Annotated in this window: 20 protein-coding genes; 14 read left to right on the forward strand and 6 right to left on the reverse strand. The window is 64.4% G+C overall.

Annotated features, from left to right (window positions below; translation table 11 throughout):
* Positions 1 to 179 precede the first annotated feature (179 nt).
* Positions 180 to 671, reverse strand: coding sequence for an MmcB family DNA repair protein (locus FXV83_RS29440; RefSeq protein WP_148743104.1), 492 nt, complete (start codon positions 669 to 671; stop codon positions 180 to 182).
* Positions 672 to 886: 215 nt separating this feature from the next.
* Complete coding sequence (locus FXV83_RS29445) at positions 887 to 2,494, reverse strand: alpha-amylase family glycosyl hydrolase (RefSeq protein WP_148743105.1); 1,608 nt, start codon at positions 2,492 to 2,494, stop codon at positions 887 to 889.
* A gap of 171 nt (positions 2,495 to 2,665) precedes the next feature.
* Here FXV83_RS29445 and FXV83_RS29450 point away from each other — a divergent pair, with 171 nt between their 5' ends.
* Positions 2,666 to 3,346 (forward strand): MBL fold metallo-hydrolase, encoded by a 681-nt coding sequence (locus FXV83_RS29450; RefSeq protein ID WP_148743106.1) that lies wholly within the window; start codon positions 2,666 to 2,668, stop codon positions 3,344 to 3,346.
* A 4-nt stretch (positions 3,347 to 3,350) separates the two neighbouring features.
* Here FXV83_RS29450 and FXV83_RS29455 read toward each other — a convergent pair whose 3' ends face one another.
* Positions 3,351 to 3,719 (reverse strand): winged helix-turn-helix transcriptional regulator, encoded by a 369-nt coding sequence (locus FXV83_RS29455; RefSeq protein WP_148743107.1) that lies wholly within the window; start codon positions 3,717 to 3,719, stop codon positions 3,351 to 3,353.
* A 141-nt stretch (positions 3,720 to 3,860) separates the two neighbouring features.
* Between FXV83_RS29455 and FXV83_RS29460 the strand changes: the two genes are divergently transcribed.
* Positions 3,861 to 4,166 (forward strand): hypothetical protein, encoded by a 306-nt coding sequence (locus FXV83_RS29460; protein ID WP_148743108.1) that lies wholly within the window; start codon positions 3,861 to 3,863, stop codon positions 4,164 to 4,166.
* A 97-nt stretch (positions 4,167 to 4,263) separates the two neighbouring features.
* Here FXV83_RS29460 and FXV83_RS29465 read toward each other — a convergent pair whose 3' ends face one another.
* Both FXV83_RS29465 and FXV83_RS29470 read right to left on the reverse strand, forming a co-directional pair.
* A complete protein-coding gene (locus FXV83_RS29465) occupies positions 4,264 to 5,439 on the reverse strand; it encodes an extracellular catalytic domain type 1 short-chain-length polyhydroxyalkanoate depolymerase (RefSeq protein ID WP_148743109.1) in 1,176 nt (391 codons plus the stop codon).
* A gap of 138 nt (positions 5,440 to 5,577) precedes the next feature.
* Positions 5,578 to 6,990: an MFS transporter gene (locus FXV83_RS29470; RefSeq protein ID WP_148743110.1), complete on the reverse strand. Its 1,413-nt coding sequence runs from the start codon at positions 6,988 to 6,990 to the stop codon at positions 5,578 to 5,580.
* 514 nt (positions 6,991 to 7,504) lie between these two features.
* On the opposite strand from FXV83_RS29470, the gene FXV83_RS29475 reads away from it, so the two are divergent.
* Together FXV83_RS29475 and FXV83_RS29480 are read left to right on the forward strand one after the other, a co-directional pair.
* On the forward strand, positions 7,505 to 8,740 hold the full coding sequence (locus FXV83_RS29475; protein ID WP_148743111.1) for an LLM class flavin-dependent oxidoreductase: 1,236 nt from the start codon (positions 7,505 to 7,507) through the stop codon (positions 8,738 to 8,740).
* A 137-nt stretch (positions 8,741 to 8,877) separates the two neighbouring features.
* A complete protein-coding gene (locus FXV83_RS29480) occupies positions 8,878 to 10,254 on the forward strand; it encodes a cytochrome P450 (RefSeq protein WP_148743112.1) in 1,377 nt (458 codons plus the stop codon).
* A 134-nt stretch (positions 10,255 to 10,388) separates the two neighbouring features.
* Here FXV83_RS29480 and FXV83_RS29485 read toward each other — a convergent pair whose 3' ends face one another.
* Entirely contained in the window at positions 10,389 to 11,228 is an 840-nt protein-coding gene (locus FXV83_RS29485; RefSeq protein ID WP_148743113.1) for an SDR family NAD(P)-dependent oxidoreductase, read from the reverse strand.
* Positions 11,229 to 11,407: 179 nt separating this feature from the next.
* On the opposite strand from FXV83_RS29485, the gene FXV83_RS29490 reads away from it, so the two are divergent.
* From FXV83_RS29490 to FXV83_RS29540, 10 genes are all read left to right on the forward strand, one after another.
* Positions 11,408 to 12,373: a sensor histidine kinase gene (locus FXV83_RS29490; protein ID WP_148743114.1), complete on the forward strand. Its 966-nt coding sequence runs from the start codon at positions 11,408 to 11,410 to the stop codon at positions 12,371 to 12,373.
* A gap of 218 nt (positions 12,374 to 12,591) precedes the next feature.
* On the forward strand, positions 12,592 to 14,322 hold the full coding sequence (locus FXV83_RS29495) for a putative bifunctional diguanylate cyclase/phosphodiesterase (RefSeq protein ID WP_187436248.1): 1,731 nt from the start codon (positions 12,592 to 12,594) through the stop codon (positions 14,320 to 14,322).
* A gap of 258 nt (positions 14,323 to 14,580) precedes the next feature.
* The gene (locus FXV83_RS29500) at positions 14,581 to 16,020 is read left to right on the forward strand and encodes a sigma-54 interaction domain-containing protein (protein WP_148743116.1); all 1,440 of its coding nucleotides are present in this window, start codon (positions 14,581 to 14,583) and stop codon (positions 16,018 to 16,020) included.
* A gap of 195 nt (positions 16,021 to 16,215) precedes the next feature.
* Positions 16,216 to 17,526: an MFS transporter gene (locus FXV83_RS29505; RefSeq protein WP_235940272.1), complete on the forward strand. Its 1,311-nt coding sequence runs from the start codon at positions 16,216 to 16,218 to the stop codon at positions 17,524 to 17,526.
* Between the two features lie 115 nt (positions 17,527 to 17,641).
* The gene (locus FXV83_RS29510; RefSeq protein WP_148743118.1) at positions 17,642 to 19,690 is read left to right on the forward strand and encodes an acyl CoA:acetate/3-ketoacid CoA transferase; all 2,049 of its coding nucleotides are present in this window, start codon (positions 17,642 to 17,644) and stop codon (positions 19,688 to 19,690) included.
* A gap of 103 nt (positions 19,691 to 19,793) precedes the next feature.
* On the forward strand, positions 19,794 to 20,978 hold the full coding sequence (locus tag FXV83_RS29515) for a substrate-binding domain-containing protein (RefSeq protein ID WP_187436249.1): 1,185 nt from the start codon (positions 19,794 to 19,796) through the stop codon (positions 20,976 to 20,978).
* A gap of 193 nt (positions 20,979 to 21,171) precedes the next feature.
* Complete coding sequence (locus FXV83_RS29525; protein WP_148743120.1) at positions 21,172 to 21,951, forward strand: ABC transporter ATP-binding protein; 780 nt, start codon at positions 21,172 to 21,174, stop codon at positions 21,949 to 21,951.
* Positions 21,948 to 22,670 carry an ABC transporter ATP-binding protein gene (locus FXV83_RS29530; RefSeq protein ID WP_148743121.1) on the forward strand — a complete coding sequence of 241 codons (723 nt, stop codon included), beginning with the start codon at positions 21,948 to 21,950 and terminating at the stop codon, positions 22,668 to 22,670. Before FXV83_RS29525 ends, FXV83_RS29530 begins: the two co-directional genes overlap by 4 nt.
* A complete protein-coding gene (locus FXV83_RS29535) occupies positions 22,667 to 23,677 on the forward strand; it encodes a branched-chain amino acid ABC transporter permease (RefSeq protein ID WP_148743122.1) in 1,011 nt (336 codons plus the stop codon). Before FXV83_RS29530 ends, FXV83_RS29535 begins: the two co-directional genes overlap by 4 nt.
* Positions 23,674 to 24,759, forward strand: a complete 1,086-nt coding sequence (locus FXV83_RS29540) for a branched-chain amino acid ABC transporter permease (RefSeq protein WP_187436250.1) — start codon at positions 23,674 to 23,676, stop codon at positions 24,757 to 24,759. Before FXV83_RS29535 ends, FXV83_RS29540 begins: the two co-directional genes overlap by 4 nt.
* The last annotated feature ends 157 nt before the right edge of the window (positions 24,760 to 24,916 follow it).

A 24,916-nucleotide genomic window follows, 5' to 3' on the forward strand; every position in this document is an offset into this window, starting at 1 on the left:
CGCCCTCTTGACAACTCACTCCCCATACAAGGATGACGGATATGCCGTTTGCGCGTACGCCGTAGGGTGGGCAAAGGCGCGTAGCGCCGTGCCCACCAGTCTGCTTCAAACTCGCTCGGCTTTGAATGGTGGGCACGCTTCGCTTTGCCCACCCTACGCCGTACGCGCTCGCGGTGCCGCTACTCCCAGAACTCCGCGTGCCCCTGCGGATCGACCAACCGGTTGATGCGCAAGCCTGCCGCCATCGCGAACCGCACCGTCATCTGCTTGCGCGTGGCCGCAGCGATCTTGTGTTCGGGCGCCTCGCAATGCAGGTGCGCGCCATAGGCATCCGCGATGATCAGGCCGGTGCCTTCCGGAAAGATCTCGCAGGGCAGATCCTGCGTAAAGGCGAAGAACAGCCGGTCGCAATGGGCGCGGTATTCGGGCCATTTCTGATCGGCGCGCAGATCCTCCACCGAGGATTTGATCTCGACGATCCAGATCTCGCCGCGCTCGTTCAGCGCCACCAGATCCGCGCGCCGTCCCGACGGCAGCGGCAATTCGCTGATGCAGGTGAAACCGAGCGAGCGCAGCAACCGCGCCGTGCCGCGCGCAATCGCCAACGCCGTCTCGGATTGACGGCGGTCGGGCGGCGGCACGAGGGCGATGTTGCGGACGGTGCTATCCATAGAGGCAGTGTAGCCGATTCCGTTGGGTGCGGACACCTTCGATACAGACGAGCTGCGTCCCCATTCTCCGCCGTCGTCCCGGCGAAGGCCGGGACCCATACCGCGTGATTTCACGATGGAGCGCGGTGTGGGTACCGCGGAAGGGCTTGCTAACTGCCAGCCTTCGCCAAATTCCTCCCTGCGGTTATGGGTCCCGGCCTTCGCCGGGACGACGGCTAGGGGTGTGGCGGCGGCGACACCACCACGCCCTCATTGCCGCGCAGGTCCAGCACGCCTTCGAGCTTCTCCCCCTCCCGATCCAAAAACGTCGAGAGCAATATCTCGCTGCCGAAGCGAACGGCGCTGGTGGTGACGGCGATCGGATCGGGGCCGAGATTGAGCACCACGACCACCGCCCTGCCCGCGGACTCGCGGCGATAGACCAACAGATCGCCTTGCGCCGCGATCGGGTGATAGTCGCCCGACACCAGCGGCGGACATGTCTTGCGTACCGCGATCAGCCGCCTGTACAGCGCGAGGATCGAGCGCGGGTCGGCTTCGAGATTGACGACGTTTTCGTGGATGTGATCCTCCGGCAGCGGCAGCCACGGCCTGACCTCCGAGAAGCCGCCGAAGTTCGACGAATCCCACTGCATCGGCGTGCGGCAGCCGTCGCGGCCGACCCCGATGCCGGGCACGTTCTTCTCGAAGGGATCGCGCACGTCCTCGGGCGCGATCGCGAGCTGATGCATGCCGATCTCGTCGCCGTAATAGAGTGTCGGCGTGCCGCGCAGTGTCAGCAGCAGCATGGCCGCGACGCGGGCCTGCCCCGGCCCGATCCGGCTTGCGACCCGCGGACGATCGTGATTACCCAGCACCCAGTTCGGCCAGGCGCCTTTCGGCAGCGCCTTCTCGTAATCCTCGATGATCTTCTCGATCGACCGCGCGCTCCAGAAGGTCGAGAGCAGCGCGAAATTGAACGGCATCTGCGCGCCGGTGAGATCGTTGCCGTAATAGGCGATGAGACGGTGCAGCGGCAGATAGATTTCGCCGATCAGCACGCGCGCACCAAAAGCATCGGTGACGCGGCGCATCTGCGCGATCACGTCATGCACCTCCGGCTGGTCGGTGGAATATTGCGTCAGGATCTTTTCGTTCGGCGGCCGCCCCTCGACGTAATGCGGGTTTGGCGGATTGTCGCGGAATTCGGCATCCTTGATCAGGTGCCAGATCACGTCGACGCGAAAGCCATCGACGCCTTTCTCCAGCCAGAACCGCATCGCGTCGTAGATCGCCGCGCGGACGTCCGGATTGCGCCAGTTGAGATCGGGCTGCTGGGCGAGGAAGGCGTGGTAGTAATATTGGCCGGTCGTCTCGTCGAATTGCCACGCGCTGCCGCCGAACTCCGACAACCAGTTGTTCGGCGCGCTGCCGTCCGGCTTCGGATCGCCCCAGACGTACCAGTCGCGTTTCGGATTGTCGCGCGATGACCTGCTCTCGACGAACCATGGATGCTGGTCGGAGGTGTGGTTGGGCACGAGATCGAGGATCAGCTTCAAGCCGTTGTCATGCGCGGCGCCAAGAAGCGCATCGAAATCCTCCATCGTGCCGAACAGGGGCTCGATGCCGACATAGTCGGAGATGTCGTAGCCGAAATCGGCCATCGGTGAGGGAAAGATCGGCGACAGCCAGATTGCATCGACGCCGAGGGATTTCACATAAGGCAGCCGCCGCAGGATGCCGGCGAGATCGCCGACCCCATCACCATTCGAGTCCTGAAAGGAGCGCGGATAGATCTGATAGAAGATGCCGTCGCGCCACCAATCGTCGCCGCTGTGAGCCATGCCGGAAATACCACCCGAAGTTCTGCTCTCGCGCGAGAGAACGCCAAAGCAACGCGCCGGTTCAAATCAGCAAGCCAATTGGGACGGCCGTGTGACGATTGCTGCCGCTGTTCCCGCTCCCGATGCGAATCTTTTGCTTGGCGGCATGGCAAAAATCGGCATTGTGAGGCCATGACCGAGCAAAACGACACGCAAGAATCCCAAGCGGCCAAGGCCGGCGCGATCATTGTTCCCGTGACGCTGTTCGACCAGAACTGCACCATCATCTGGGACGAGCCCGGCAAGAAGGCCGTGGTGATCGATCCCGGCGGGGACGTGCCGAAGATTCTGGAGGCGATCAAGCAGACCGGCGTCACCGTGGAGAAGATCTGGCTGACCCACGGCCATATCGACCATGTCGGCGGCGCAGCCGAATTGCGCGATGCGCTGAAGGTGCCGATCGAAGGCCCGCATGCCGCCGACAAGTTCCTGCTCGACAATGTCGTCGAGAGCGGCGCGCGCTTCGGCATGACCGGGGTGCGCAATTTTGCGCCCGACCGCTGGCTGGAGGAGGGCGACACCGTGTCGATTGGCGGCTTGCAGTTCGACATCCTGCACTGTCCCGGCCACTCACCGGGCAGCGTGGCGTTCTTCAACAAGCAGTTGCGCTTCGCCCATGTCGGCGACGTCCTGTTCGCAGGCTCGGTCGGGCGCACCGACCTGCCCGGCGGCAGTCACGCGACGCTGATCGATTCGATCAAGACCAAGCTGCTGCCGCTCGGCGACGATGTCGGCTTCATCTGCGGTCATGGCGCCGGCTCGAGCATCGGCCAGGAGCGGATGACCAACCCGTTCATCACCAGCGAGATGTAGGCGCTTATTCCGCAGCGTCCGCGAGCGGCACGGGTCCGCTCAGGTTGCGCTCGCCCCAGTCGCGGATGGCGGCGACGACCGGCACGAAGCTCCTGCCCTTGCGTGTCAGGCGATACTCGACCTTGGGCGGCACCTCGCCGAAGTCCTTGCGATCGATCAGGCCGCTTTGCGTCAGCGCCTTCAATTCCCGGCTGAGCACGCGCGGGGTGATCTCGGCGCTGCCAGCCGTGCCGCGCAACAGGCCGCTCCTGATCTCGCCATAGCGGCGCGGACCGTCCTTGAGATCCCAGACGATGCGCAGCTTGTACTTGCCGCTGATCATTTTCTGAAACGCCGCGACCGGACAGGTGCGCGCCGCAAATGCCTTCGCCATGTCGTCTCCTCCATGCGCCAGCCGGGCTCCAGCCGAGGATAGGAGCAACGCCGAAAAAGTCTATACTATCAATTTTGTCCATACTTGCAGGATCGCTCCAAGCGCGCAGATGATCCCGCACGGACCAACAGGGAGCGTCACATGAAGCACTTCATGATCAAGTACGAATTCAAGAACGGCACAACGGAGGCCTGGCACCAGGAGATCAGCCGCTTCATCAAGGCGATCGACGCCGATCCGGAGCTGAAAGGACGGATCGGCTATCGTGTCATGAAGAACCGGGACGACAGCCACTATTTCCACCTCGCCAGCGTCAGCGACGAGGCCGCGCAAAAAACGCTGCAATCGCGCGACTTCTTCCGGCATTATCAGGAGATGACGCGGAAGGTCGCTGCCGGCGGCGAGGTGACGGCGACGCCGATCGAATGGATCGATCAGACGGCGTAGCTTTCACGTGTGACGCGATTGCGCCACAAACACCACCATCGTCCCGGACAAACGCGCGGAGCGGCGCGCAGATCCGGGACGACGAGCTGGGTTGGAGCTACTTCATCAATCCCGCGGCCGTGAGCGCTCGCGTGATGATCTGGCCGAGGTCGAGGCCGCGCGCCTTGTCGCGCTTCGGCGCGATCGCCTCTTCGGCGACCGCGGCGCGGATCGAGCGGGCGAGATGCGGTGCGGGCGAAAGTACGGGCTTCGCTGCTACGGCAGGCCTTGGCGCCGATGTCTTCGCGTCCGGAATCCAGCCGGTCAGGCCGAAGAATTTTGCGATGTGGTAGGAGGAGGAGATGCCCGCCTCGATCAGGAACGCGCCTTCCATGCCATAGCGCTGGTCGTTGTCGGCAACGCCAAGCGGCGTGCCATGCGCCATGTCGGCAATGCTGTAGGACTCGACCAGCGTTTCGCCGTCCTTGTTCCACCAGGCCTGGCGCGGATAGCCGTCGACATCGGTCTCGGCCATCGGCATCTCCGGCAGATCGTGCAGGTCGAGCCATTGCTTGACGATCTCGTCGGCATTGCCGGGATTGACGGTGCGGTCGGCACTGCCGTGCCACACCGACACCTTCGGCCACGGGCCGCGATGGTCCGAGGCGTTGCGCACGAGATCGCCGAGCTCGCGTGCCGGCCGCGCCGGCGAATGGAACATGCCGTCCAGCGCCTCGCGCAGGTTCGACGCGATGCCGTAGGGAAGCCCGGCGATGATGGCGCCGGCTGCGAAGACGTCCGGATAGGTCGCAAGCATCACCGACGTCATGCCGCCGCCGGCGGAGAGGCCGGTGACGAAGATGCGCCGCGGATCGACGCGATGCGCCTCGGCCATGTGCGCGATCATCTCGCGGATCGAACACGCCTCGCCGCTGTCCCGCGCGGTGTCTTCCGGATTGAACCAGTTGAAGCAGGTGTTGCTGTTGTTGGCGCGCTGCTGCTCGGGCATCAGCAGCGCAAAGCCATAGTGCCTGGCCAGCGTCGACCATCCCGCACCGAGATCGTAGGTCGCCGCCGTCTGGCCGCAGCCGTGCAGCACGACGACGAGCGCGCGCGGCTTCTGCAATTGCGCCGGCACGAATTTGAACATGCGCAGATTGCCGGGATTGCTGCCGAAGCTCGTCACTTCTTCCAAGGGGCTGGATGAGCCAGCGCTCCGGCCGAGCTCGGCAAAGCGCAAACCATCCGCCTTTGACAGGCGTCTCAAGAGATCAACATTTCTGGCGAGCGACACGGCAACTCCTGGCAGGCGACGTTCAACGTCACCCAAACCAAATAGTTGCTGCGATGCAAAATAAAAAGACCGTGTGCTGTCGATCGCTACGAATTCGCGGGAAAACCCCAGGGATCCGTACGTATTAACCGCAATGCCTCAACTTCGTGCAGAGGCAAGGCGCATCCACGCCAGAAATGCGGCGCAGATCGTGATTAACGCCGCAAACAGCGCGAGCGAGACGACGAATCCTGCGCGCGCCGATTGCAACGCTTCGATGACGAAGAACACCGCGCCGATTGCGGCCACTCCGGCCGCATTTCCAATCTGCGCGGTGGTGCCGTAGATGCCGGAGGCAGAGCCTGCAGCGGCCGGCTTCACGGTCGAGAGCACCGCGCCGGACAGTGGCGCCATCACCAGCCCTTGACCGTAGCCGAAGATGAGCATGGTCAGCGCGAGCTCAATCGGCGTCGGCGCATCGACAAAGCCTGCAACAAGCGCCAGCGCAGCGAGGCCCGCGATCTGCAATGCGCAGCCTTCGATCAACACCGGAGTGCCGCGATGCCGCGTCCGCGCGCCGCTGTGGCGTGACGCCACCACGAAGGCGAGCGCAAGCGGAATGAAGGCGATGCCGGCTGCGAGTGGCGCGATCTTCAGACCTCTTTGCATGAACAACGTCATCACCAGATAGAACGACAGATTGGCGGCGAAGAAAAACAAGGCTGCCCCGAGCCCGCGCAGAAAAGCCGCGTCCGCCAGCAAGGTGAGATCGATCAGCGGCATGCCGCCGGCGCGCGCGACGGAATGTTCGAGTCGCAAAAAGCCCGCGAGGATTGCGCCGCCGATCGCCATCACCGCCCACAGCCACGGCGCCCAGCCCATATCATGGCCGAACAGCAGTGGTCCGATCAGGCACAGCAATCCGGCGAACAGCACGATGCTTCCCTTGATATCGAGCCTTGTGCCGGCCCGGCGCGGCACCGGCGGCATGATGCGCCAGGCGGCGGCCGCGATGACGATGCCGCAGGGCACGTTGACGAAGAACACCGCGCGCCAGCCGGTGCCGGCGAGATCGATCGTGACCAGCAGGCCGCCGAGCAGGAAGCCCGCCGCGCCCGCAAGCCCCAGCACGATGCCGTAGATGGCGAAGGCGCGGCTACGCGATTCATCGGTGAACAGGAGATGCAGCGTCGCCAGCACCTGCGGCACCATCAGCGCCGCGGTCGCGCCCTGCGCCAGCCGCGCGACGATCAGCTCCACGCCCGATTGCGCCAGCCCGCACCACAGCGAGGTCAGGGTGAAGCCGAGCACGCCGGCCAGGAAGACGTTCTTGGTGCCGTGAATGTCGCCGAGCCGGCCGCCCGTGACGACCAGCGTGGCATAGGCGATCAGGTAGATCGCGATGACGGACTCGATCTGCGCCGGCGTCGCATGCAGATCGACCGCGATGGTGGGAATGGCGACATTGACGACGAAAGCATCGACGCCGAACATGAACTGGGCGGCCACGACGATTGTCAGCACCCACCAGCGCCGGGACGAATCGATTTGTCGTGTGACGGTTTGATGCATCGGGACGGGGACTTCTTTCATCGCTGCCCAATTGTTTCAGATTGATTGCGGCGTCGCGATTACCTCGGAGGTAAGCACCACGCGCTCTTCACCTCGGCCCGCTTGCGGGCCATCGCATATGGCGTGAGAGTTCGATGCGATGAGCTTCCCCAGCGTCATGGCCGGGCTTGTCCCGGCCATCCACGCCTCGCTTCGCAGCACGAAGAACGTGGATGCCCGGGACAAGCCCGGGCATGACGACCTCTCGTGAATGTTCATATGCGATTGCCCTGCCTCTTGCGGAGGGAGGTCGATCGCGAAGCGGTCGGGTGAGGGGGAGCCTCTGCGAGTCCGACAGTCACTGTGATTGCGGAGAGAGCCCCTCACCCTGCCCTCTCCCCGTAAGAACGGGGAAGGGAGAAGAGGCGCGCATGCCTGCATTCCGCGGCGCGGGACATCGTGCGATTGCGTTCGCTCGTCCCAGCACGTAGCCTCGCGGCCTCAACAAACAAAAAATCAAGCCGGAGAGAACGCCATGGCGCGCCTGAAATTCGGAGCCTTTCTTGCCCCGCATCACCCGATCGGGGAGCATCCGATGCTTCAGTTCCGGCGCGATCTCGATCTGGTCGAGCAGCTGGATAGCCTCGGCTATGACGAATTCTGGTGTGGCGAGCATCACTCCTCCGGATGGGAGATGATTGCCTCGCCGGAGATGTTCCTGGCCGCGGCCGGCGAGCGCACCAAGCGGATCAAGCTCGGCACCGGCGTGGTTTCGCTGCCCTATCATCATCCCTTCAACGTCGCCCAGCGCATGGTGCAGCTCGATCACATGACCGGCGGCCGCGCCATCTTCGGCTCCGGCCCCGGCGCGCTCGCCTCCGACGCGCACACGCTCGGCATCGACCCGATGACCCAGCGCGACCGTCAGGACGAGGCGATCGGCGTGATCCGCCGCCTGTTCAACGGCGAGCGCGTCACCGCCAAGAGCGACTGGTTCACCATGAATGACGCCGCGCTCCAGATCCTGCCGTTGCAGGAGGAGATGCCGTTCGTGGTGGCGTCGCAGATCTCGCCCTCCGGCATGACGCTCGCCGGCAAATACGGCATCGGCATCATCTCGCTGGGCTCGATGACGACGCAGGGGCTGATGTCGCTGCAGCAGCAATGGCAGTTCGCCGAGGACGCCGCCAGGAAGCACGGCACCAAAGTCGATCGGGCGAACTGGCGCGTGCTGCTGACCTGGCATCTCGCCGAGACCCGCGAGCAGGCCAGGCGCGAGGCCGGCGCCGGGCTGATGCGCTGGCACAACGAATATAATGTCGGCACGCTGCGACGGCCCGGCCTCACCGCGTTCGCCTCGCCCGACGAGGCCGTGGACAAGACCGCTTTTGTCGACGGCGCGGCCTCCGTCATCGGCACGCCAGACGATCTCGTCAAGATGATCAAGAACGTGATGCGGGTGTCGGGCGGCGTCGGCGCCATCATCGGCTTCGTGCACGACTGGGCCAATCCGGAAGCCACGCGCCGGAGCTGGGACATGGTCGCGCGCTACGTCGTGCCGGAGATCAACGGCTACATCGACGGCTTGCGCAAGTCGCAAAAATTCGTGATCGAGAACCGCGCGATCTTCGAGCGCGCGGGCCAGGCCGTGATGGCCAAGATCATGGAAAACGAAAAGGCTGCAGAGGCGCTAAGGGTGACCGGCCCCGGGCGTGTGGCGATTCCCGCCGTGAACGCGCCGGATCTGCAGAAGGAAGCGGCGAAGCGGTAGGCCTCGTCGCCTCCGTTGGGCGGTGACATGTCAGACGTTTGCGCCTGTGCTATGCTGATCGTGTCAGCCTGGCGCGGGCCGCAATAATGCCCCGGCCAAGCGATTTCTGTTCGGTCAGCCAAACCGGAGCACTCGTCATGTCGATGCAGAATGTGGCCTCGCCTGCGCTCAGTTTCACCCCGCCCAGGCGCAACGAACTGACGCACATCCCCGGCGACGAGGGCTGGCCGATCATCGGCAAGACCTTTCAGGTGCTGGCGGATCCCAAGGGTCATATCGAGGCGAACGGCGCCAAATACGGCCCGGTCTACCGCACCCATTTCTTCGGCGAGACCAACGTCGTGCTGCTTGGCCCCGAGGCCAACGAACTCGTGCTGTTCGACCAGCACAAGCTGTTCTCGTCGACCCACGGCTGGAACAAGGTGCTCGGCCTGCTGTTTCCGCGGGGATTGATGCTGCTCGATTTCGACGAGCACCGGCTGCACCGCAAGGCGCTCTCGGTCGCATTCAAATCCGGGCCGATGAAATCCTATCTCAGCGATCTCGACCGCGGCATCGCCGCTCGCGTCGCGCAGTGGAAGGCGAAGCCGGGCACGATGCAGCTCTATCCGGCGATGAAGCAGCTTACGCTCGATCTGGCCGCAACATCCTTCCTCGGCGCCGAGATCGGACCGGAGGTCGACGAGATCAACCGCGCCTTCGTCGACATGGTTGCGGCCGCGGTCACCCCGATCCGCCGCCCCCTGCCCGGCACGCAGATGGCGCGCGGTGTGAAGGGCCGCAAGCGCATCGTCGCCTATTTTCGCGAGCAGATTCCGCTACGCCGCGGCAATCACGGCGGCGACGATCTGTTCTCGCAGCTCTGCCGTGCCACCCATGAGGACGGCGCGCTGCTCTCCGAGCAGGACATCATCGACCACATGAGCTTCCTGATGATGGCGGCGCACGACACGCTGACCTCGTCGCTGACCTCCTTCGTCGGCGAGCTCGCGGCGCATCCAGAGTGGCAGAAGAAGCTGCGCGACGAGGTTTTGGCGCTCGGGCTTTCCGCCGATGCGCGGACCAGCTTCGACGATCTCGAAAAGATGCCGCTGTCGGAGATGGCCTTCAAGGAAGCGCTGCGGATCAAGCCGCCGGTGCCCTCGATGCCGCGCCGCGCCATGCGCGATTTCACCTTCAAGGGCTTTAGGGTTCCCGCCGGGACGGCAATCGGCATCAACCCGCTCTATACCCATCACATGAAAGACATCTGGCCGGAGCCGGATCGCTTCGATCCCTCTCGTTTCACCGAGGAAGCCCAGCGCAACCGCCACCGCTTCGCCTGGGTGCCGTTCGGCGGCGGCGCGCATATGTGCCTCGGCCTGCACTTCGCCTACATGCAGGCCAAATGCTTTGCGCGGCACTTCCTACAGAACGTCGAGGTGTCGCTGGAGCCGGGCTACACGCCCGACTGGCAGATGTGGCCGATCCCGAAGCCGCGGGACGGGCTGCGGGTGGTGGTGAAGGCGGTGTGAGCATGGCACGCGTAGGGTGGGCAAAGCGAAGCGTGCCCACCACGCCTCTTCACATCTGAACATGATGGTGGGCACGGCGCGCGAAGAGCGCGCCTTTTGCCCACCCTACAGCTACCAATCCTCCCGTGTGGCGCCTACGCCCCCTGGTCGAACGCCTTGCGCAACGCGACGTAGCCCTGCTGCTGCTGGCTCCAGTTGCGGCCGCCGGTGATGGCGCCGTCGACTACGAGATCGTGGCCGTTGATGAAGCTGGATTCGTCGCTGGCCAGAAACACTGCGGCATGCGCGATGTCGTCGGGAAGGCCCGCGCGCGGGATCGGCTGCGCGGTCTTGTAGACCTCGCGCATCACGGCCGGCGTCTTTTCGGCCGCATCGGTCGAGAGCCCCAGCGCCTTGCCGAAAATGCCGGTGGCGATGGCGCCGGGCGAGATCGAGTTGACGCGCACGTTGGCTTCGCCGAGCTCCATGGCCACGCATTTGGTGAGATGGATCACGGCGGCCTTGGCCGCGCCATAGACCATTGAGGACGAGAAGCCGGCGAGGCGGCCGGCGATGCTGCCGTTGTTGATGATGCTGCCAGACCCCTGCTGCTTCATGAGGGGCGCGGCGTGCTTCATGCCGAGCATGACGCTGCGCACCAGCGTCGCCATCGCTGCGTCGAACCGCTCGACTTCGAGGCGCTCGATGCCACCGGTTTGCGCCGGACCGCCGGCATTGTTGAACAGGCAATCGATCCTGCCGAACTTGTCGACCGCCACCGCGATCAGCGCGCGCATCTGCTCTTCGACCGTCACGTCCGTCTGGCGGAAGATGCAATTGGCGCCGAGCTGCTTCGCCAGCGCCTCGCCTTCCGGTGCGCGCCGGCCTGCGATCACAATTTTGGCACCTTCGGCAACGAAGACTTCCGCGGTCCGCAATCCGATCCCGCTCGTCGCGCCCGTAATCACCGCAACCTTGCCGTCCAGCCTGCCCATGGAGTGTTCCTGTTTCCGAACCGTTTGATACCAAATTGCGGGCGCCGATCGATGACGGCGCCGCGACAATCACTATTCCTGCCCGCTCCGGACAAGGCAAGCTATGCTTGTGCGGGCGACATGCGTAACATTCCCGCCCTAAGGTCGAATTTCAGACGCAGATCGCAGCCGGGCAGCGCATGGGGAAGCTGATCGACGAATTCCGCAAGAGCTGGCAGGGCGTGGCGCCGCCAACGCTCGGCCTGAGCATTGCCTTCGCGGTGGCCTGCCTGCTGGTCGCGACGCTGGCGCGCTGGGGCCTCGCGCATGTGCGGCCCGACGTCTACTTCACGCCGTATTTCCCGGCCGTGTTCTTTGCCACCGCGTTCGGAGGCTTGCGGATCGGCGTCGCTACGGCACTGGTCGGCGGCGTGCTCGGCGTCGTGCTGAATTTCGGCGATGCCTTTGCCGATCGCGCCCGGTTCGCCCTGCTGGCGCTGTATTGGGGGGTCAGTGCGCTGACCATCTGGGGCGTCGAGCATTATCGCTCGCTGTTGATCGAGCAGAGACGGATTTCCAAGCGCCTGATCGAGGAGGAGGATTACCGCAAGCTGCTGGTCGACGAGCTCCAGCACCGGCTGAAGAACAAGCTGTCGACGGTGCATGCGGTGCTGCATCAGGTACTGCACGACCAGCCGCAGATCTGGGCCCGGATCGACCCGCGGCTGCGGTCGCTGGCCGCGACCGACGACCTGATTTCGCGGATCGACAGGGCCGGCTGCGACATTCGCGACCTCCTGATCTCGGAGCTTGGCCCATACGGCCATGTCCGCTTCACGCTCAACGGCGACCGGCTATTCCTGCCGCCGAAACTCGCGGTGACGCTGTCGCTGATGTTTCACGAGCTCGCCACCAATGCTGGCAAATATGGTGCGTTCTCCGCACCGCGCGGATTGCTGCAGGTGTCATGGACCGTCAGCGATGACCGCCTGTCCATCACCTGGGACGAAACCGAGGGACCGAGCATCGACAATGTGTCCGAAGCCGGCTTCGGCACCCAGCTGCTGAAGTCGGCGCTGTCAGCCTTCGACGGCAAGAGCGAGATCTCTTACTTGAAGACCGGGCTGCATTGCACCATGCAATGCCGCATTCCCCGCAGCGAATAGCCGCTGCAAACGAAAGCGGATCGCGGGCTTCGCTGGCACTTTCGCAAGCGGCGTTGACCCCCTGTTAATGACGATCGGCTGCTCGCGCCAGAACGCCGCAAGTTTCTCGCAAAACACCCCCGTATTTCTCCCGACCCCTTAACCAAACCTAAGAGGGAACCGCGCAAGATCGCGCTCATTGCAAAAGGCGCGCTGAAACAACAAGATTCATGAATTCTATGAACGACAACAGATACTCCGGCGCGACCGAAGCCGAGCTCGGTTTTCTCAAGGAAATCGTTAGAATGCTTCCGGCCGGCGTGACCGTGCAGGACGCCGGCGGCGAACTTCTTCTGGTCAACGATGCGGCGGCCACCCAACTCGGCATGGACGGCAGCCGCCCTGCGCCGGATCTCGCGCAGCGCCGGGAGGCCTGCCGCCGGGCGCTGAGCGCCGGCCAGGCCGTCGTCACCGAGGAAGCGCTCCAGGATGGGGCTGCACGCCAGGTCCTGCTCACGACCCATCGTCCGGTCCACCTCGCCGGACGCGAGCTCCTGATCTCAACTTCCGCCGACATCACCGAGCAGAAGAATTTCGAGGACCAGCTATTCCGCTCGGCCTATTTCGACGAGCTGACCGGGCTGCCTTCGCGGCGTGTGATCGAGCACCGCGCCACCGGCCTGCTGGCGCGGGACGGCGAGCGCTTTGCGCTTGCCTTTCTCGACGTCGACAATTTCAAGCACATCAACGACTATTACGGCCATACGGTCGGCGATGCGCTGCTGGTCGAGCTCTCGAAGCGGCTCGGGCGGGACCTGCGCGACTCCGACATGCTGTCGCGCATCTCCGGCGACGAATTCCTGCTGCTGCTGTCGCCGATCCAGAGCCAGGAGGAAGTCGCCGAATTCATGCAGTCGACGCTGGAACGCCTGACCGCACCGTTCTTCATCGACAATTCGGAGGTCTTCGCCTCCACCTCCGTCGGCGTCAGCCTCTATCCCGATCATGGCCGCAGCTTCGCGACGCTGCGCCAGAACGCCGACATCGCGATGTACCGCATCAAGAACAACGGCAAGGGCTCGGCGGCCTTTTTCGATGCCGGCATGGAGCGCGAGGCGCTGGCGCGGATGAAGATCGAGCAATCGCTGCGGCTCGCCATTCTCGAAAAACGCTTCTGCTGCGCCTTCCAGTCCAAGGTCGACATCAGGACGCAGGCGGTGGAGGGCATCGAGGCCCTGGTACGCCTGCGCGACGACGAAGGTATCATCCAGGCGCCCGGCTCGTTCATCGACCTTGCCACCGAACTCGGGCTGATCGACGAGCTGACCCATCTCGTGCTCGCCGAGATCGTCAAATCGATCGACCTGATCAACGCCACGTTTGGCGCGGACGCGAGCATCAGCATCAATGTCGCCGCTACGCAGGCCGGCAACCCGGAATTCATGCGCAGCTTTGCGCAGGCACTGGACGAAACCGGCTTTCCCCAACGCTTTATGATCGAGGTGACGGAAGACGCCTTCGTCGCCAAGAATCATTTCCAGGCCGAGATCCTGCCGATGTTCCGCAAGCTCGGTGTCGGCATCTCGATCGACGATTTCGGTAGCGGCTATTCCTCGCTCTCCGCGCTCGCCGACATCACCGCCGACGAGATCAAGATCGACCGCTCCTTCATCACCGACATCCATAAGCGTCCGCGTAACCAGGGCATCTTGCGCGCGATCGAATCCCTGAGCGAGGCGCTCGGCATGACCGTCATCGCCGAAGGCGTCGAATCCTACGAGGAATTGGCGTATCTGCAGGCCGCAACAAGGATCCGCTATGCTCAGGGCTATTATTTCGCCCGCCCGATCTTCCTCGAGGAGCTGACGCTGGCAACGCCCATCTCCAGCGAGGCGCGCGCCAGCGTGGCAAGCCGCCCGACCCAGGCGAATCGCCAAGGCTATTCGCGGGCGAGCGGGTACCGGCGGTAGGCGGGGCAACAAATACCGCTGTCGTCCCGGGGCGCGCGAAGCGCGAACCCGGGATCCATACCCGCAGGCAGAAGTGTGACGCGAAGCTCCCACTCCGAGCCTTAACCAAACTGCTCCCTGTGGGTATGGGTCCCGGATCTGCACTACGCTTCGCTGCGCTTGTCCGGGACGACGACCGAGAACGACCCAACCGCCAATTCCCCCTTTGAAATTACTGGCCTTTTGGTAATAAGCAGGTGGACCTCCCCGAGGTATGTCATGGCCGCCGCTTCCTCGATCAGCGATCCCGCCTATCTTCGTGCGCGCGCGATGGAGACGCTGTTCGAGCGGCTCGAAAACCTCTGCGAGGGCGCGATTGCGATCGACCGCGGCGGGCGGGTCGTCTACGTCAACGAGAAATACCTCGCCGCGCTTGGCCTCAAGCATATTGCGGAAGCGATCGGACGGCCGATCGAGGAGATCATCCCGAACAGCCTGATGCGGAAGGTGGCCGAAACCGGCGAACCGATCCTGCTCGACATCATGGAGCTCGGCGGCGAGCAGCTCGTGGTCACGCGGATGCCGATCGAGGACGAGCACCGGAAGGTCATCGGCGCGATTGGCTTCGTGCTCTATGACCATTTGGAGAGCCTCAAGCCGCTATTGGCCCGTGTCAGCCAGCTCGAGAGCGACCTGCGTCTGGCGCGGCGGCAATTGTCCAACGCCCGCGCGGCGCGCTTCACGTTCGCCGACTTCGTCGGCGTGACGCCGGGAATCGCGCAGGCCAAGGAGCTTGCGGCCCGCGCCGCGCGGCAGAGCGTCACGGTGCTGCTCACCGGCGAGACCGGGACCGGCAAGGAAATGCTGGCGCAGGCGATCCACAACGCTTCGTCGCGCGCGGACAAGCCGTTCGTCAGCGTCAATGTCGCGGCGATTCCCGACACGCTGATCGAATCCGAGTTTTTCGGTACCGTGCCCGGCGCCTATACCGGCGCGGACCGCAAGGGCCGCGAGGGAAAATTCCGGATCGCCGACGGCGGCACGCTGTTTCTCGACGAGATCGGCGAGATGCCGCTGCAATTGCAGGCCAAGCTGTTGCGCGTGTTGCAGGAGCGCGAGATCGAGCCGCTCGGGTCGGACAAGGTCTCGAAGGTCGACGTGCGCGTGGTCGCCGCCACCAATGTCGATTTGCGCAAGCGGGTCAGCGACGGCGCGTTCCGGGCCGACCTGTATTACCGGCTGAACGTGCTCTCGATCGATCTGCCGCCGCTGCGCGACTGCCTTGGTGATCTTCCCGAGATCAGCGCCCGGCTGCTCGAGGACATCAGCGCGTCCGGCGATTACGTCAGCGCCAAGATCACGCCGAGCGCGCTCGCCGCGCTTGCCTGCTACGACTGGCCGGGCAATGTCCGGGAACTTCGCAATATCCTGGAGCGCGCGCTGATCCTCAGCGATTCCGGGCGACTGACCGGCGACGATTTCGTGCGTATCCTTCCTGTCGGCACGCAGACCAGGCTCGCCGCGCCGGTGCGCGCGGCCGGCTTCGTGGTGCCCTATGCCGAGGCCGAGGCGGAATTCGAGAAGCACACGCTCGAACAGGCGCTCGCCGCCAGCAACGGCCAGATCTCCGAAGCCGCAAAGATGCTGCGCATCTCGCGCGCCACGTTCTACAAGAAGCTTGCCAAGTTCGGCCTCGCCGCGGGACCGGCCCCCGTCTGAGTTTCGAGACACGAAGCGTCCGGAGTCTCGGATTCCTGACAGCGCGCCTTGCCGCTCTGTCCCGGAGCCAGCGCTGAAACTGCTGGATTTTCAGCCATTTTGCGCAAACGCACAGCATCTGGCGCGGAGCTTGCTCTTCGCTTTGCACAATGACGCATGCTGCACATGCGCATTCGCAAACAGGGAGGACGCCAGATGAGTGAAGCGATCTCAGTCCATCAGCTTCAGGCGAAACAGCCGTCGCACGTGACGGTCGCCACCGCGAGCCTGATCGGCACCGCCATCGAGTGGTACGATTTCTTCCTCTATGGCACCGCGGCGGCGCTGATCTTCAACAAGCTGTTCTTTCCGACCTTCGATCCGGCGGTCGGCACGCTGCTGGCATTCGCGACCTACGCGCTCGGCTTCATCGCGCGTCCGCTCGGCGGCGTCGTGTTCGGCCATTACGGCGACAAGATCGGCCGCAAGACCATGCTCTATCTCACGCTCCTGATCATGGGCGCCGCGACCGCGGCGATCGGCTTCCTGCCGACCTACGAGACCGCCGGCATCTGGGCTGCGATCCTGCTCGTCACCTGCCGCCTGATCCAAGGCTTTGGCCTCGGCGGCGAATGGGGCGGCGCCGTGTTGATGGCAGTCGAGCACGCACCGGCGGACAGACGCGGCTTTTACGGCAGCTGGCCGCAGCTCGGCGCCCCGCTCGGTCTGGTGCTCGGCACGCTGGTGTTCTCGGTGGTGTCCTCGATGCTGACCGACGCCCAGCTCTATGCCTGGGGCTGGCGCATCCCGTTCCTGTTCTCGATCGCACTCGTGCTGGTCGGGCTGTGGATCCGCTTCACCATCGCGGAATCGCCGGAATTCCAGAAGGTCAAGGACAGCAAGCAGGAGGTGAAGATGCCGATCGTCGAGGCGATCCGCATGTATCCCAAGAACATCCTGCTGGCGATGGGCGCGCGGTTCGCCGAGAACGGCTTCTTCTACATCTATGCCACCTTTGTGCTCGCCTACGCGACGCAATCGCTCGGCATGAACAAGCAGGACATGCTCAACGGCGTGCTGATCGGAGCCGCGATCGAGACCTTCACCATTCCCGCCTTCGGCGCGCTGTCCGATCGCGTCGGGCGGCGGCCGATCTACATCTTCGGCGCGGTGTTCTCGGCGCTGATGTCGTTCCCGCTGTTCATGCTGCTGTCGACCAAGAACCCGCAACTCGCCTGGATCGCGATCGTGCTGGGTCTGGCCATCGGTCATGCCGCGATGTACGGCCCACAGGCGAGCTTCCTGTCGGAGTTGTTCGGCACCAAGGTGCGCTATAGCGGCGTCTCGCTCGGCTACAATCTCGCCTCGATCTTCGCCGGCGCGCTGTCGCCGCTGATCGCCACCGGCCTGATGACGGCCTACGCGCCGGCGACCTGGCCGATCTCGGCCTACATGATCGCTCTTGCGCTCGTCACCATCGTCTCGGTCTACTTCGCGACCGAAACACGCAAGATAGTGCAGCGCTGAACGGCCCGATCCATTCAATCGGTGCGGAGCGGCCTGTTCCATGACCGCTCCGCGCGATAGGATGGCTGCAAAGCAAGAACAAAACGCATGCGGTCCAGATAGCGGGAGGAACGCCGTGAGCCAGCACCCAGTGTTGCCTTACCTGCGCAATTCGGAGAAGGGCAAGGTCGTCACGGCGGCGGAAGCCGTCATGCTGATCCGCGACGGCGACACCGTGGCAACCGGCGGCTTCGTCGGCATCGGCTTTGCCGAGGAGATCGCGCTGGCGCTGGAGGAGCTCTACCTCTCGCATGAGGACGACGCGCCCTACACCCAGGGCAAGCCGCGCAATTTGACACTGGTCTATGCCGCGGGTCAGGGCGACGGCAAGCATCGCGGCCTCAACCATTTCGCCCATGAGGGCCTGGTGCGCCGCGTGATCGGTGGCCATTGGGGCCTCGCGCCAAAACTGCAGCAGCTCGCGATCGCCAACCAGATCGAGGCATACAACCTGCCACAGGGCGTGGTCACGCATCTGTTCCGCGATATTGCCGCACACCGTCCGGGCCACATCACCCGCGTCGGCATGGGCACCTTCGTCGATCCGCGCCATGGCGGCGGCAAGCTCAATGCCCGCACCACCGAGGACATGGTGGAGCTGATCACGATTCACGGTGAAGAATGCCTGCTCTACAGGACCTTCCCGATCCATGTCGGCATCATCCGCGCCACCACCGGCGATCCCGACGGCAACCTCACCATGGAGAAGGAGGCGCTGACGCTGGAAGCGCTCGCCATCGCCATGGCCGCGCATAATTCCGGCGGCATCGTCATCGCCCAGGTCGAACGGGTCGCGGAGAGCGGAAGCCTCAATCCGCGCCAGGTCAAGGTCCCCGGCATCCTCGTCGATTGCGTCGTGGTGGCAAAGCCCGAACACCACTGGCAGACGTTCGGCACCCAATACAATCCGGCGTTCAGCAGCGAGATCCGGGTCCGCACGACCTCGCTGCCGGTGATGCCCATGAGCGAACGCAAGATCATCGCGCGGCGGGCCGCCTTCGAGCTCAAGGCCAACAGCGTCGTCAATCTCGGCATCGGCATGCCGGAGGGGATCGCCTCCGTCGCCAACGAGGAGCGGATCATCGACCTCATCACGCTGACCGCCGAGCCCGGCGTGATCGGCGGCATCCCGGCGAGCGGCATCGATTTCGGCGCGGCGATCAACACCCAGGCCGTGATCGACCAGCCCTATCAGTTCGATTTCTATGACGGTGGCGGCCTCGATGCCGCCTTCCTCGGGCTCGCCCAGGTCGACCGCGCCGGCAATCTCAATGTCAGCAAGTTCGGGCCGAAACTCGCCGGCGCCGGCGGCTTTATCAACATCAGCCAGAATGCCAAGGAGGTTGTGTTCGTCGGCACGTTCGGTGCCGGCAGGCAGCGCTTTGCGGTGAACGACGGCAGACTTTCGATCCTGGACGAGGCGACGGCACGCAAATTCGTCGACAAGGTCGAGCACGTCACCTTCAGCGGCGCCTTCGCCGCCGCGCGCAGGCAGCGCGTGCTGTATGTCACCGAGCGTTGCGTTTTCGAACTGCGGCCCGACGGGCTCGAGCTCACGGAAGCCGCGCCCGGCATCGACATCGAACGCGACATTCTACGCCTGATGGACTTCAAGCCGCTGATTCCGCGCGATCCCGCTCCGATGGATGGACGCATCTTCCGCGACGACCCGATGGAGCTGCGCGAGCGGCTGCTCGCCATCCCGCTCGACCAGCGCTTTACGCTCGACGAGCAGCAGAACCTGTTCTTCGTCAATCTGGAGCGCTATCCCCTGCGCAGTAAGGCCGACATCGACGCCATCGCGCGGATGGTCGAAGCCAGGCTCACCCCGCTCGGCCACAAGGTCTACGCCATCGTCAATTACGACCACTTCTCGGTCCTGCCCGAGCTGCTGGACGATTACTCGGCCATGGTCCGCAGCCTTGTCGACCGCTTCTATGCCGGCGTGTCGCGCTACACGACCTCCGGCTTCCTGCGCATCAAGCTCGGCGAAGCCCTGGAGAGGCGCGGCGTCGCGCCGCATATCTTCGAGAGCGCGGAAGAGGCCCAATCGGATTGGCGCCGGCTCGAGGGAGTTGCGCCCGATCACGGCGGGCAGCCCGCGCCGCGTCACGCCTGGAAATGATGCATGTCTTACGCCAGCGGCTCAGCCGGAAGGTTCAATTGCAATGTTCAGAACGTTATGCAAATCGCTATTGCCGAGAAACTTTGAATCAGGAGGGACCATCGTGCGTCGATCACTCATCATAACAACAACCATTCTCGCCCTGGCCGCGAGCACCTCCGTGAAGGCCGACGACCTCAAGGTCGCGCTGATCTACGGCAAGACCGGCCCGCTGGAGGCCTATGCCAAGCAGACCGAGACTGGCCTGCAGATGGGATTCGAATACGCCACCAAGGGCACCATGACCCTCGACGGTCGCAAGATCGTCATCATCACCAAGGACGACCAGGGCAAGCCGGACCTCTCCAAGGCGGCGCTCGCCGAAGCCTATCAGGACGACAAGGCCGACATCGCGATCGGCACGACCTCCTCGGCCGCGGCGCTGGCCATTCTCCCTGTCGCCGAAGAGAACAAGAAGATCCTGATTGTCGAGCCCGCGGTCGCGGACCAGATTACCGGCGAGAAGTGGAATCGCTACATCTTCCGCACCGCGCGCAACTCCTCGCAGGACGCGATCTCCAACGCGGTCGCGATCGGCAAGCAGGGCGTCACCGTGGCGACGCTGGCGCAGGACTACGCCTTTGGCCGCGACGGCGTCGCCGCCTTCAAGGAGGCGCTCGCCAAGACCGGCGCGACGCTCGCTGCGGAAGAATATGCGCCGACCTCGACCACCGACTTCACCGCGGTCGGCCAGCGCCTGTTCGACGCGCTGAAGGACAAGCCCGGCCGCAAGGTGATCTGGGTGATCTGGGCCGGCGCCGGCAATCCGCTGGCCAAGCTCCAGGACATGGACCCGAAGCGCTACGGGATCGAGCTGTCGACCGGCGGCAACATCCTGCCGGCGCTGGCCGCCTACAAGGGTCTGCCCGGGATGGAAGGCGCGACCTATTATTTCTATTCGATCCCGAAGAACCCGGTGAACGACTGGCTGGTTGCCGAGCACCAGAAGCGCTTCAACGCACCGCCGGACTTCTTCACCGCGGGCGGCTTTGCGGCCGCGATGTCCGTCGTCGCCGCCGTCACCAAGGCGAAGTCGACCGACACCGAGAAGCTGATATCAGCCATGGAAGGCCTGGAGTTCGACACGCCGAAGGGCAAGATGATGTTCCGCAAAGAGGACCATCAGGCGCTGCAGAGCATGTATCACTTCAAGGTCAAGGTCGATCCGAACGTCGCCTGGGCCGTGCTCGAGCCGGTGCGCGAGCTGAAGATCGAGGACATGGACGTTCCGGTCCGCAATAAACGGTAGGCCGTTGGTGCTACACCTCTCCCGCTTGCGGGAGAGGTCGGCGCGAAGCGCCGGGTGAGGGTTCTCTCCTCTTGGGGGTTCTCGCCGGCGGAAGCACCCTCTCCCCAACCCTCCCCCGCAAGCGGGGGAGGGAGCGCAGCGTGACCGCGGATATATCTTCGTTCCCATTCGCCGGACTCGATCGAGACCTAAAATGGCCCTGACGTTAGAAACGCGCGACCTGACGATCCGCTTCGGTGGCCATGTCGCGGTCAACAACGTCACCTGCACGTTCCGTCCGGGCGAGCTCACCGCCATCGTCGGGCCGAACGGCGCCGGCAAGACCACCTATTTCAACCTGATCTCGGGCCAGTTGCGCGCGTCCGACGGCAGCGTCCTGTTCGACGGCACCGACATCACCCAGCATTCCGCGCCGCTGCGTACCCGCGCAGGTTTGGGGCGCGCCTTCCAACTCACCAATCTGTTCCCGAACCTGACGGTGGAAGAGAACGTCCGCCTCGCCGTGCAGGCCGCGAACGGCACCCATTACGACATGCTGCGGCCCTGGATGGTCCGCCGCGACCTGATCGCGCGCGCCGATGCCATCCTGGACCAGGTCGCGCTCGGCACCCGCCGCGGCGTCACCGCGACCGCGCTGTCGCATGGCGACCAGCGCAAGCTCGAAGTCGCGCTGATGATCGCGCTGGAGCCGAAGGTGTTCATGTTCGACGAGCCCACCGCCGGCATGAGCATCGACGAGGTGCCCGTGGTGCTGAACCTGATCGCACAGCTCAAGCAAGACAGGAGCAAGATCATCCTGCTGGTCGAGCACAAGATGGACGTGGTGCGATCGCTCGCCGACCGCATCATCGTGCTGCATAACGGGCAACTCGTTGCCGATGGCCCGCCCGCCGAAGTGATCGCCTCGCCGATCGTGCAGGAGGCCTATCTCGGCATTGCTCCCAAGAGCGCGACATCAGGGAGCGCAGCATGACAGACCTGCTCAAGCTCTCCGGCGTGCACACCCATATCGGCCGCTATCACATTCTCCAGGGCATCGATCTTGCTGTTACGCAAGGGCAGACCACCATGCTGCTCGGCCGCAACGGCGCCGGCAAGACCACGACGCTGCGCACGATCATGGGTCTCTGGCAGGCTTCGAGGGGCGAGATCAGCCTCGCAGGCGAGCGCATCGAGAGCCGCGCCACGCCCGATATCGCGCGGCTCGGCGTCGGCTACGTGCCGGAGAGCATGGCGGTGTTCTCCGACCTCACGGTGAAAGAGAACCTGGTGCTGGCGGCGCGCGACGGACCGCTCGACGACAGCCAGCTCGAATGGATTTTTGGCTTCTTCCCGGCGCTGCGCCGGTTCTGGTTGTCGCGCGCGGGAAGTCTCTCGGGCGGACAAAAGCAAATGTTGTCGATCGCGCGTGCCATCATCGAGCCGCGCAAGCTCTTGCTGATCGACGAGCCGACCAAGGGACTGGCACCCGCGATCGTGATGGCGCTGATCGAGTGCCTCAAGGAGATCAAGCGCAAGGGCGCCACCATTCTGCTGGTCGAGCAGAATTTCTTCGCCGCCCGCGAGCTTGGCGACAACGTGCTGGTCATGGACAACGGCACCATTGTCCATCGCGGCGACATGGCAGCCCTGGCGTCCGACGTGCCGCTGCAGGAGCGGCTGCTCGGTCTGAGCCTGGAGACGCATCAGTGACCGAACTTGTTGCAACCGATCCGCTGCCGAAGCCGAAGCGCGACATCGCGCCGATCCTGCTGCCGATCACGCTGGCGCTGGTGACGATCCCGCTGATCGGCTCGCCCAGCACCTGGCTGACCTTGACCGCCGCAAGCCTCGCCATGGGCATGATGATCTTCATCATGGCCTCGGGACTGACGCTGGTGTTCGGCCTGATGGACGTGCTCAATTTCGGCCATGGCGCGTTCATCGCGGTCGGCGCGTATGTGGCAACGCTGGTGCTGGCGCCGTTCGCAGCCTCCGTGCAGGCGGATTCGCTGTGGGTGAACCTGGCCGTGCTGGCGCCGGCTGCGCTGCTGTCGATGGCGGTGTCCGGCGCGCTCGGCCTGATCGTCGAGCGCGTGCTGATCCTCCCTGTCTACGGCCAGCACCTGAAACAGATCCTGATGACGACCGGCGGCCTGATCGTCGCAGAGCAGACACTCTATGCGCTGTGGGGACCGCAGATCATCCCGACGCCGCTGCCGACCTCGCTGCGCGGCTCCTTCATCATCGGCGACGTCGCGATCGCCAAATACCGCGTGCTGGCGACGCTGATCGGCCTCGTCGTCTTCATTGCGATCCAGCTCGTGCTCAACCGCACCAAGCTCGGGCTCCTGATCCGCGCCGGCGTCGAGAACCGCGAGATGGTCGAGGCGCTCGGCTATCGCATCCGCCGCCTGTTCCTCGGCGTGTTCATGACGGGATCGGCGCTCGCCGGCCTCGGCGGCGTGATGTGGGCGCTCTATCGCGAGCAGGTCCACGCCTCCATGAGTGACGAGCTCACCGTGCTGATCTTCATCGTCGTCATCATCGGCGGCCTCGGCTCGATCGGCGGCTGCTTCATCGGCGCGATCCTGGTCGCGATGGTCGCCAACTACGGCGGCTTCCTGGTGCCCAAGCTCGCGCTCGTCTCCAACATCCTGCTGATGGTCGCCATTCTGATGTGGCGGCCGCGCGGCCTCTATGCGGTGACCAGCCGATGATGATCCTGTCAGGCGATCCGCCGAAGAGCCGCGTCCTCACCCTCGTTCTCGTCGTCATCATCCTGGCGCTGGCGGCGACGCCGTTCCTGTTCCCGGGCGCCAAGGCGCTGAACGTCGCGGCCAAGATCTGCGTTTTTGCGGCCCTCGTTGCGTCCTACGACCTGCTGCTCGGCTATACCGGCTCGGTGTCGTTCGCCCACACCATGTTCTACGGCATCGGCAGCTACGCGATCGCGATCGCACTGTATGGGATGGGCCCGAATTGGGCCGCGGTCGCAACCGGCATCGTGGTCGGCCTGCCGCTCGCCGCCCTGCTCGCGCTCGCCATCGGCCTGTTCTCGCTGCGGGTCGCCGCGATCTTCTTCGCCATGATCACGCTCGCGGTCGCCTCCGCCTTCCAGGTGCTGGCTTCCCAGCTCTCCTGGCTGACCGGCGGCGAGGACGGACGCAGCTTTCAACTGCCGGAATTGCTCAGGCCCGGCACGGTGCTGATCTCCAAGAATCTCCTTGGCTTCGAGATCAACGGCCGGATCCTCACCTATTATCTGGTATTCGCCACATCTGCCGTGATGATCCTCGCTTTGTTGCGGGTGGTGAACTCGCCGTTCGGGCGGGTCCTGCAGGCAATCCGCGAAAACCGCTTCCGTGCCGAAGCGCTCGGCTTCCGCACCGTCTTCCACCTGACCTATGCCAATTGCCTCGCTGCGCTGGTCGCCGCCGGCGCCGGCATCTTGAACGCGCTATGGCTGCGCTATGCCGGCCCCGACACTTCGCTCAGCTTCTCGATCATGCTGGACATTCTGCTGATGGTGGTGATCGGCGGCATGGGCACGATCTATGGCGCGATCATCGGCGCCGCGATCTTCATCCTCGCCCAGAACTATCTCCAGTCGCTGATGGGCGTCGCCTCCAAGGCGGCATCGGAAGCCGGATTGCCGCTGCTCCCGGGACTGCTGCATCCCGACCGCTGGCTGCTGTGGCTCGGGCTGCTCTTCATCGCCAGCGTCTATTTTTTCCCGACCGGGGTGGTCGGACGGCTGCGTAATGCGGGTGCCAAGAAGAGCGCGGACACCTCGCATTAAGCTGGCGTTAATGATGCAGCGCAGCGCTTAGCACGGGCGCCACGCAACCGCAGAGCGATTCCCGCGCTGCGGCATACCGGCACGACGGCGCAACCGGATTTAATCCTTAGGTAACTGGCTTTCCTAAGGTTTTCGCCATCAGTGCATAGTATTCCTG

This window comes from Bradyrhizobium hipponense (genome assembly GCF_008123965.1).
Classification (GTDB): domain Bacteria; phylum Pseudomonadota; class Alphaproteobacteria; order Rhizobiales; family Xanthobacteraceae; genus Bradyrhizobium; species Bradyrhizobium hipponense.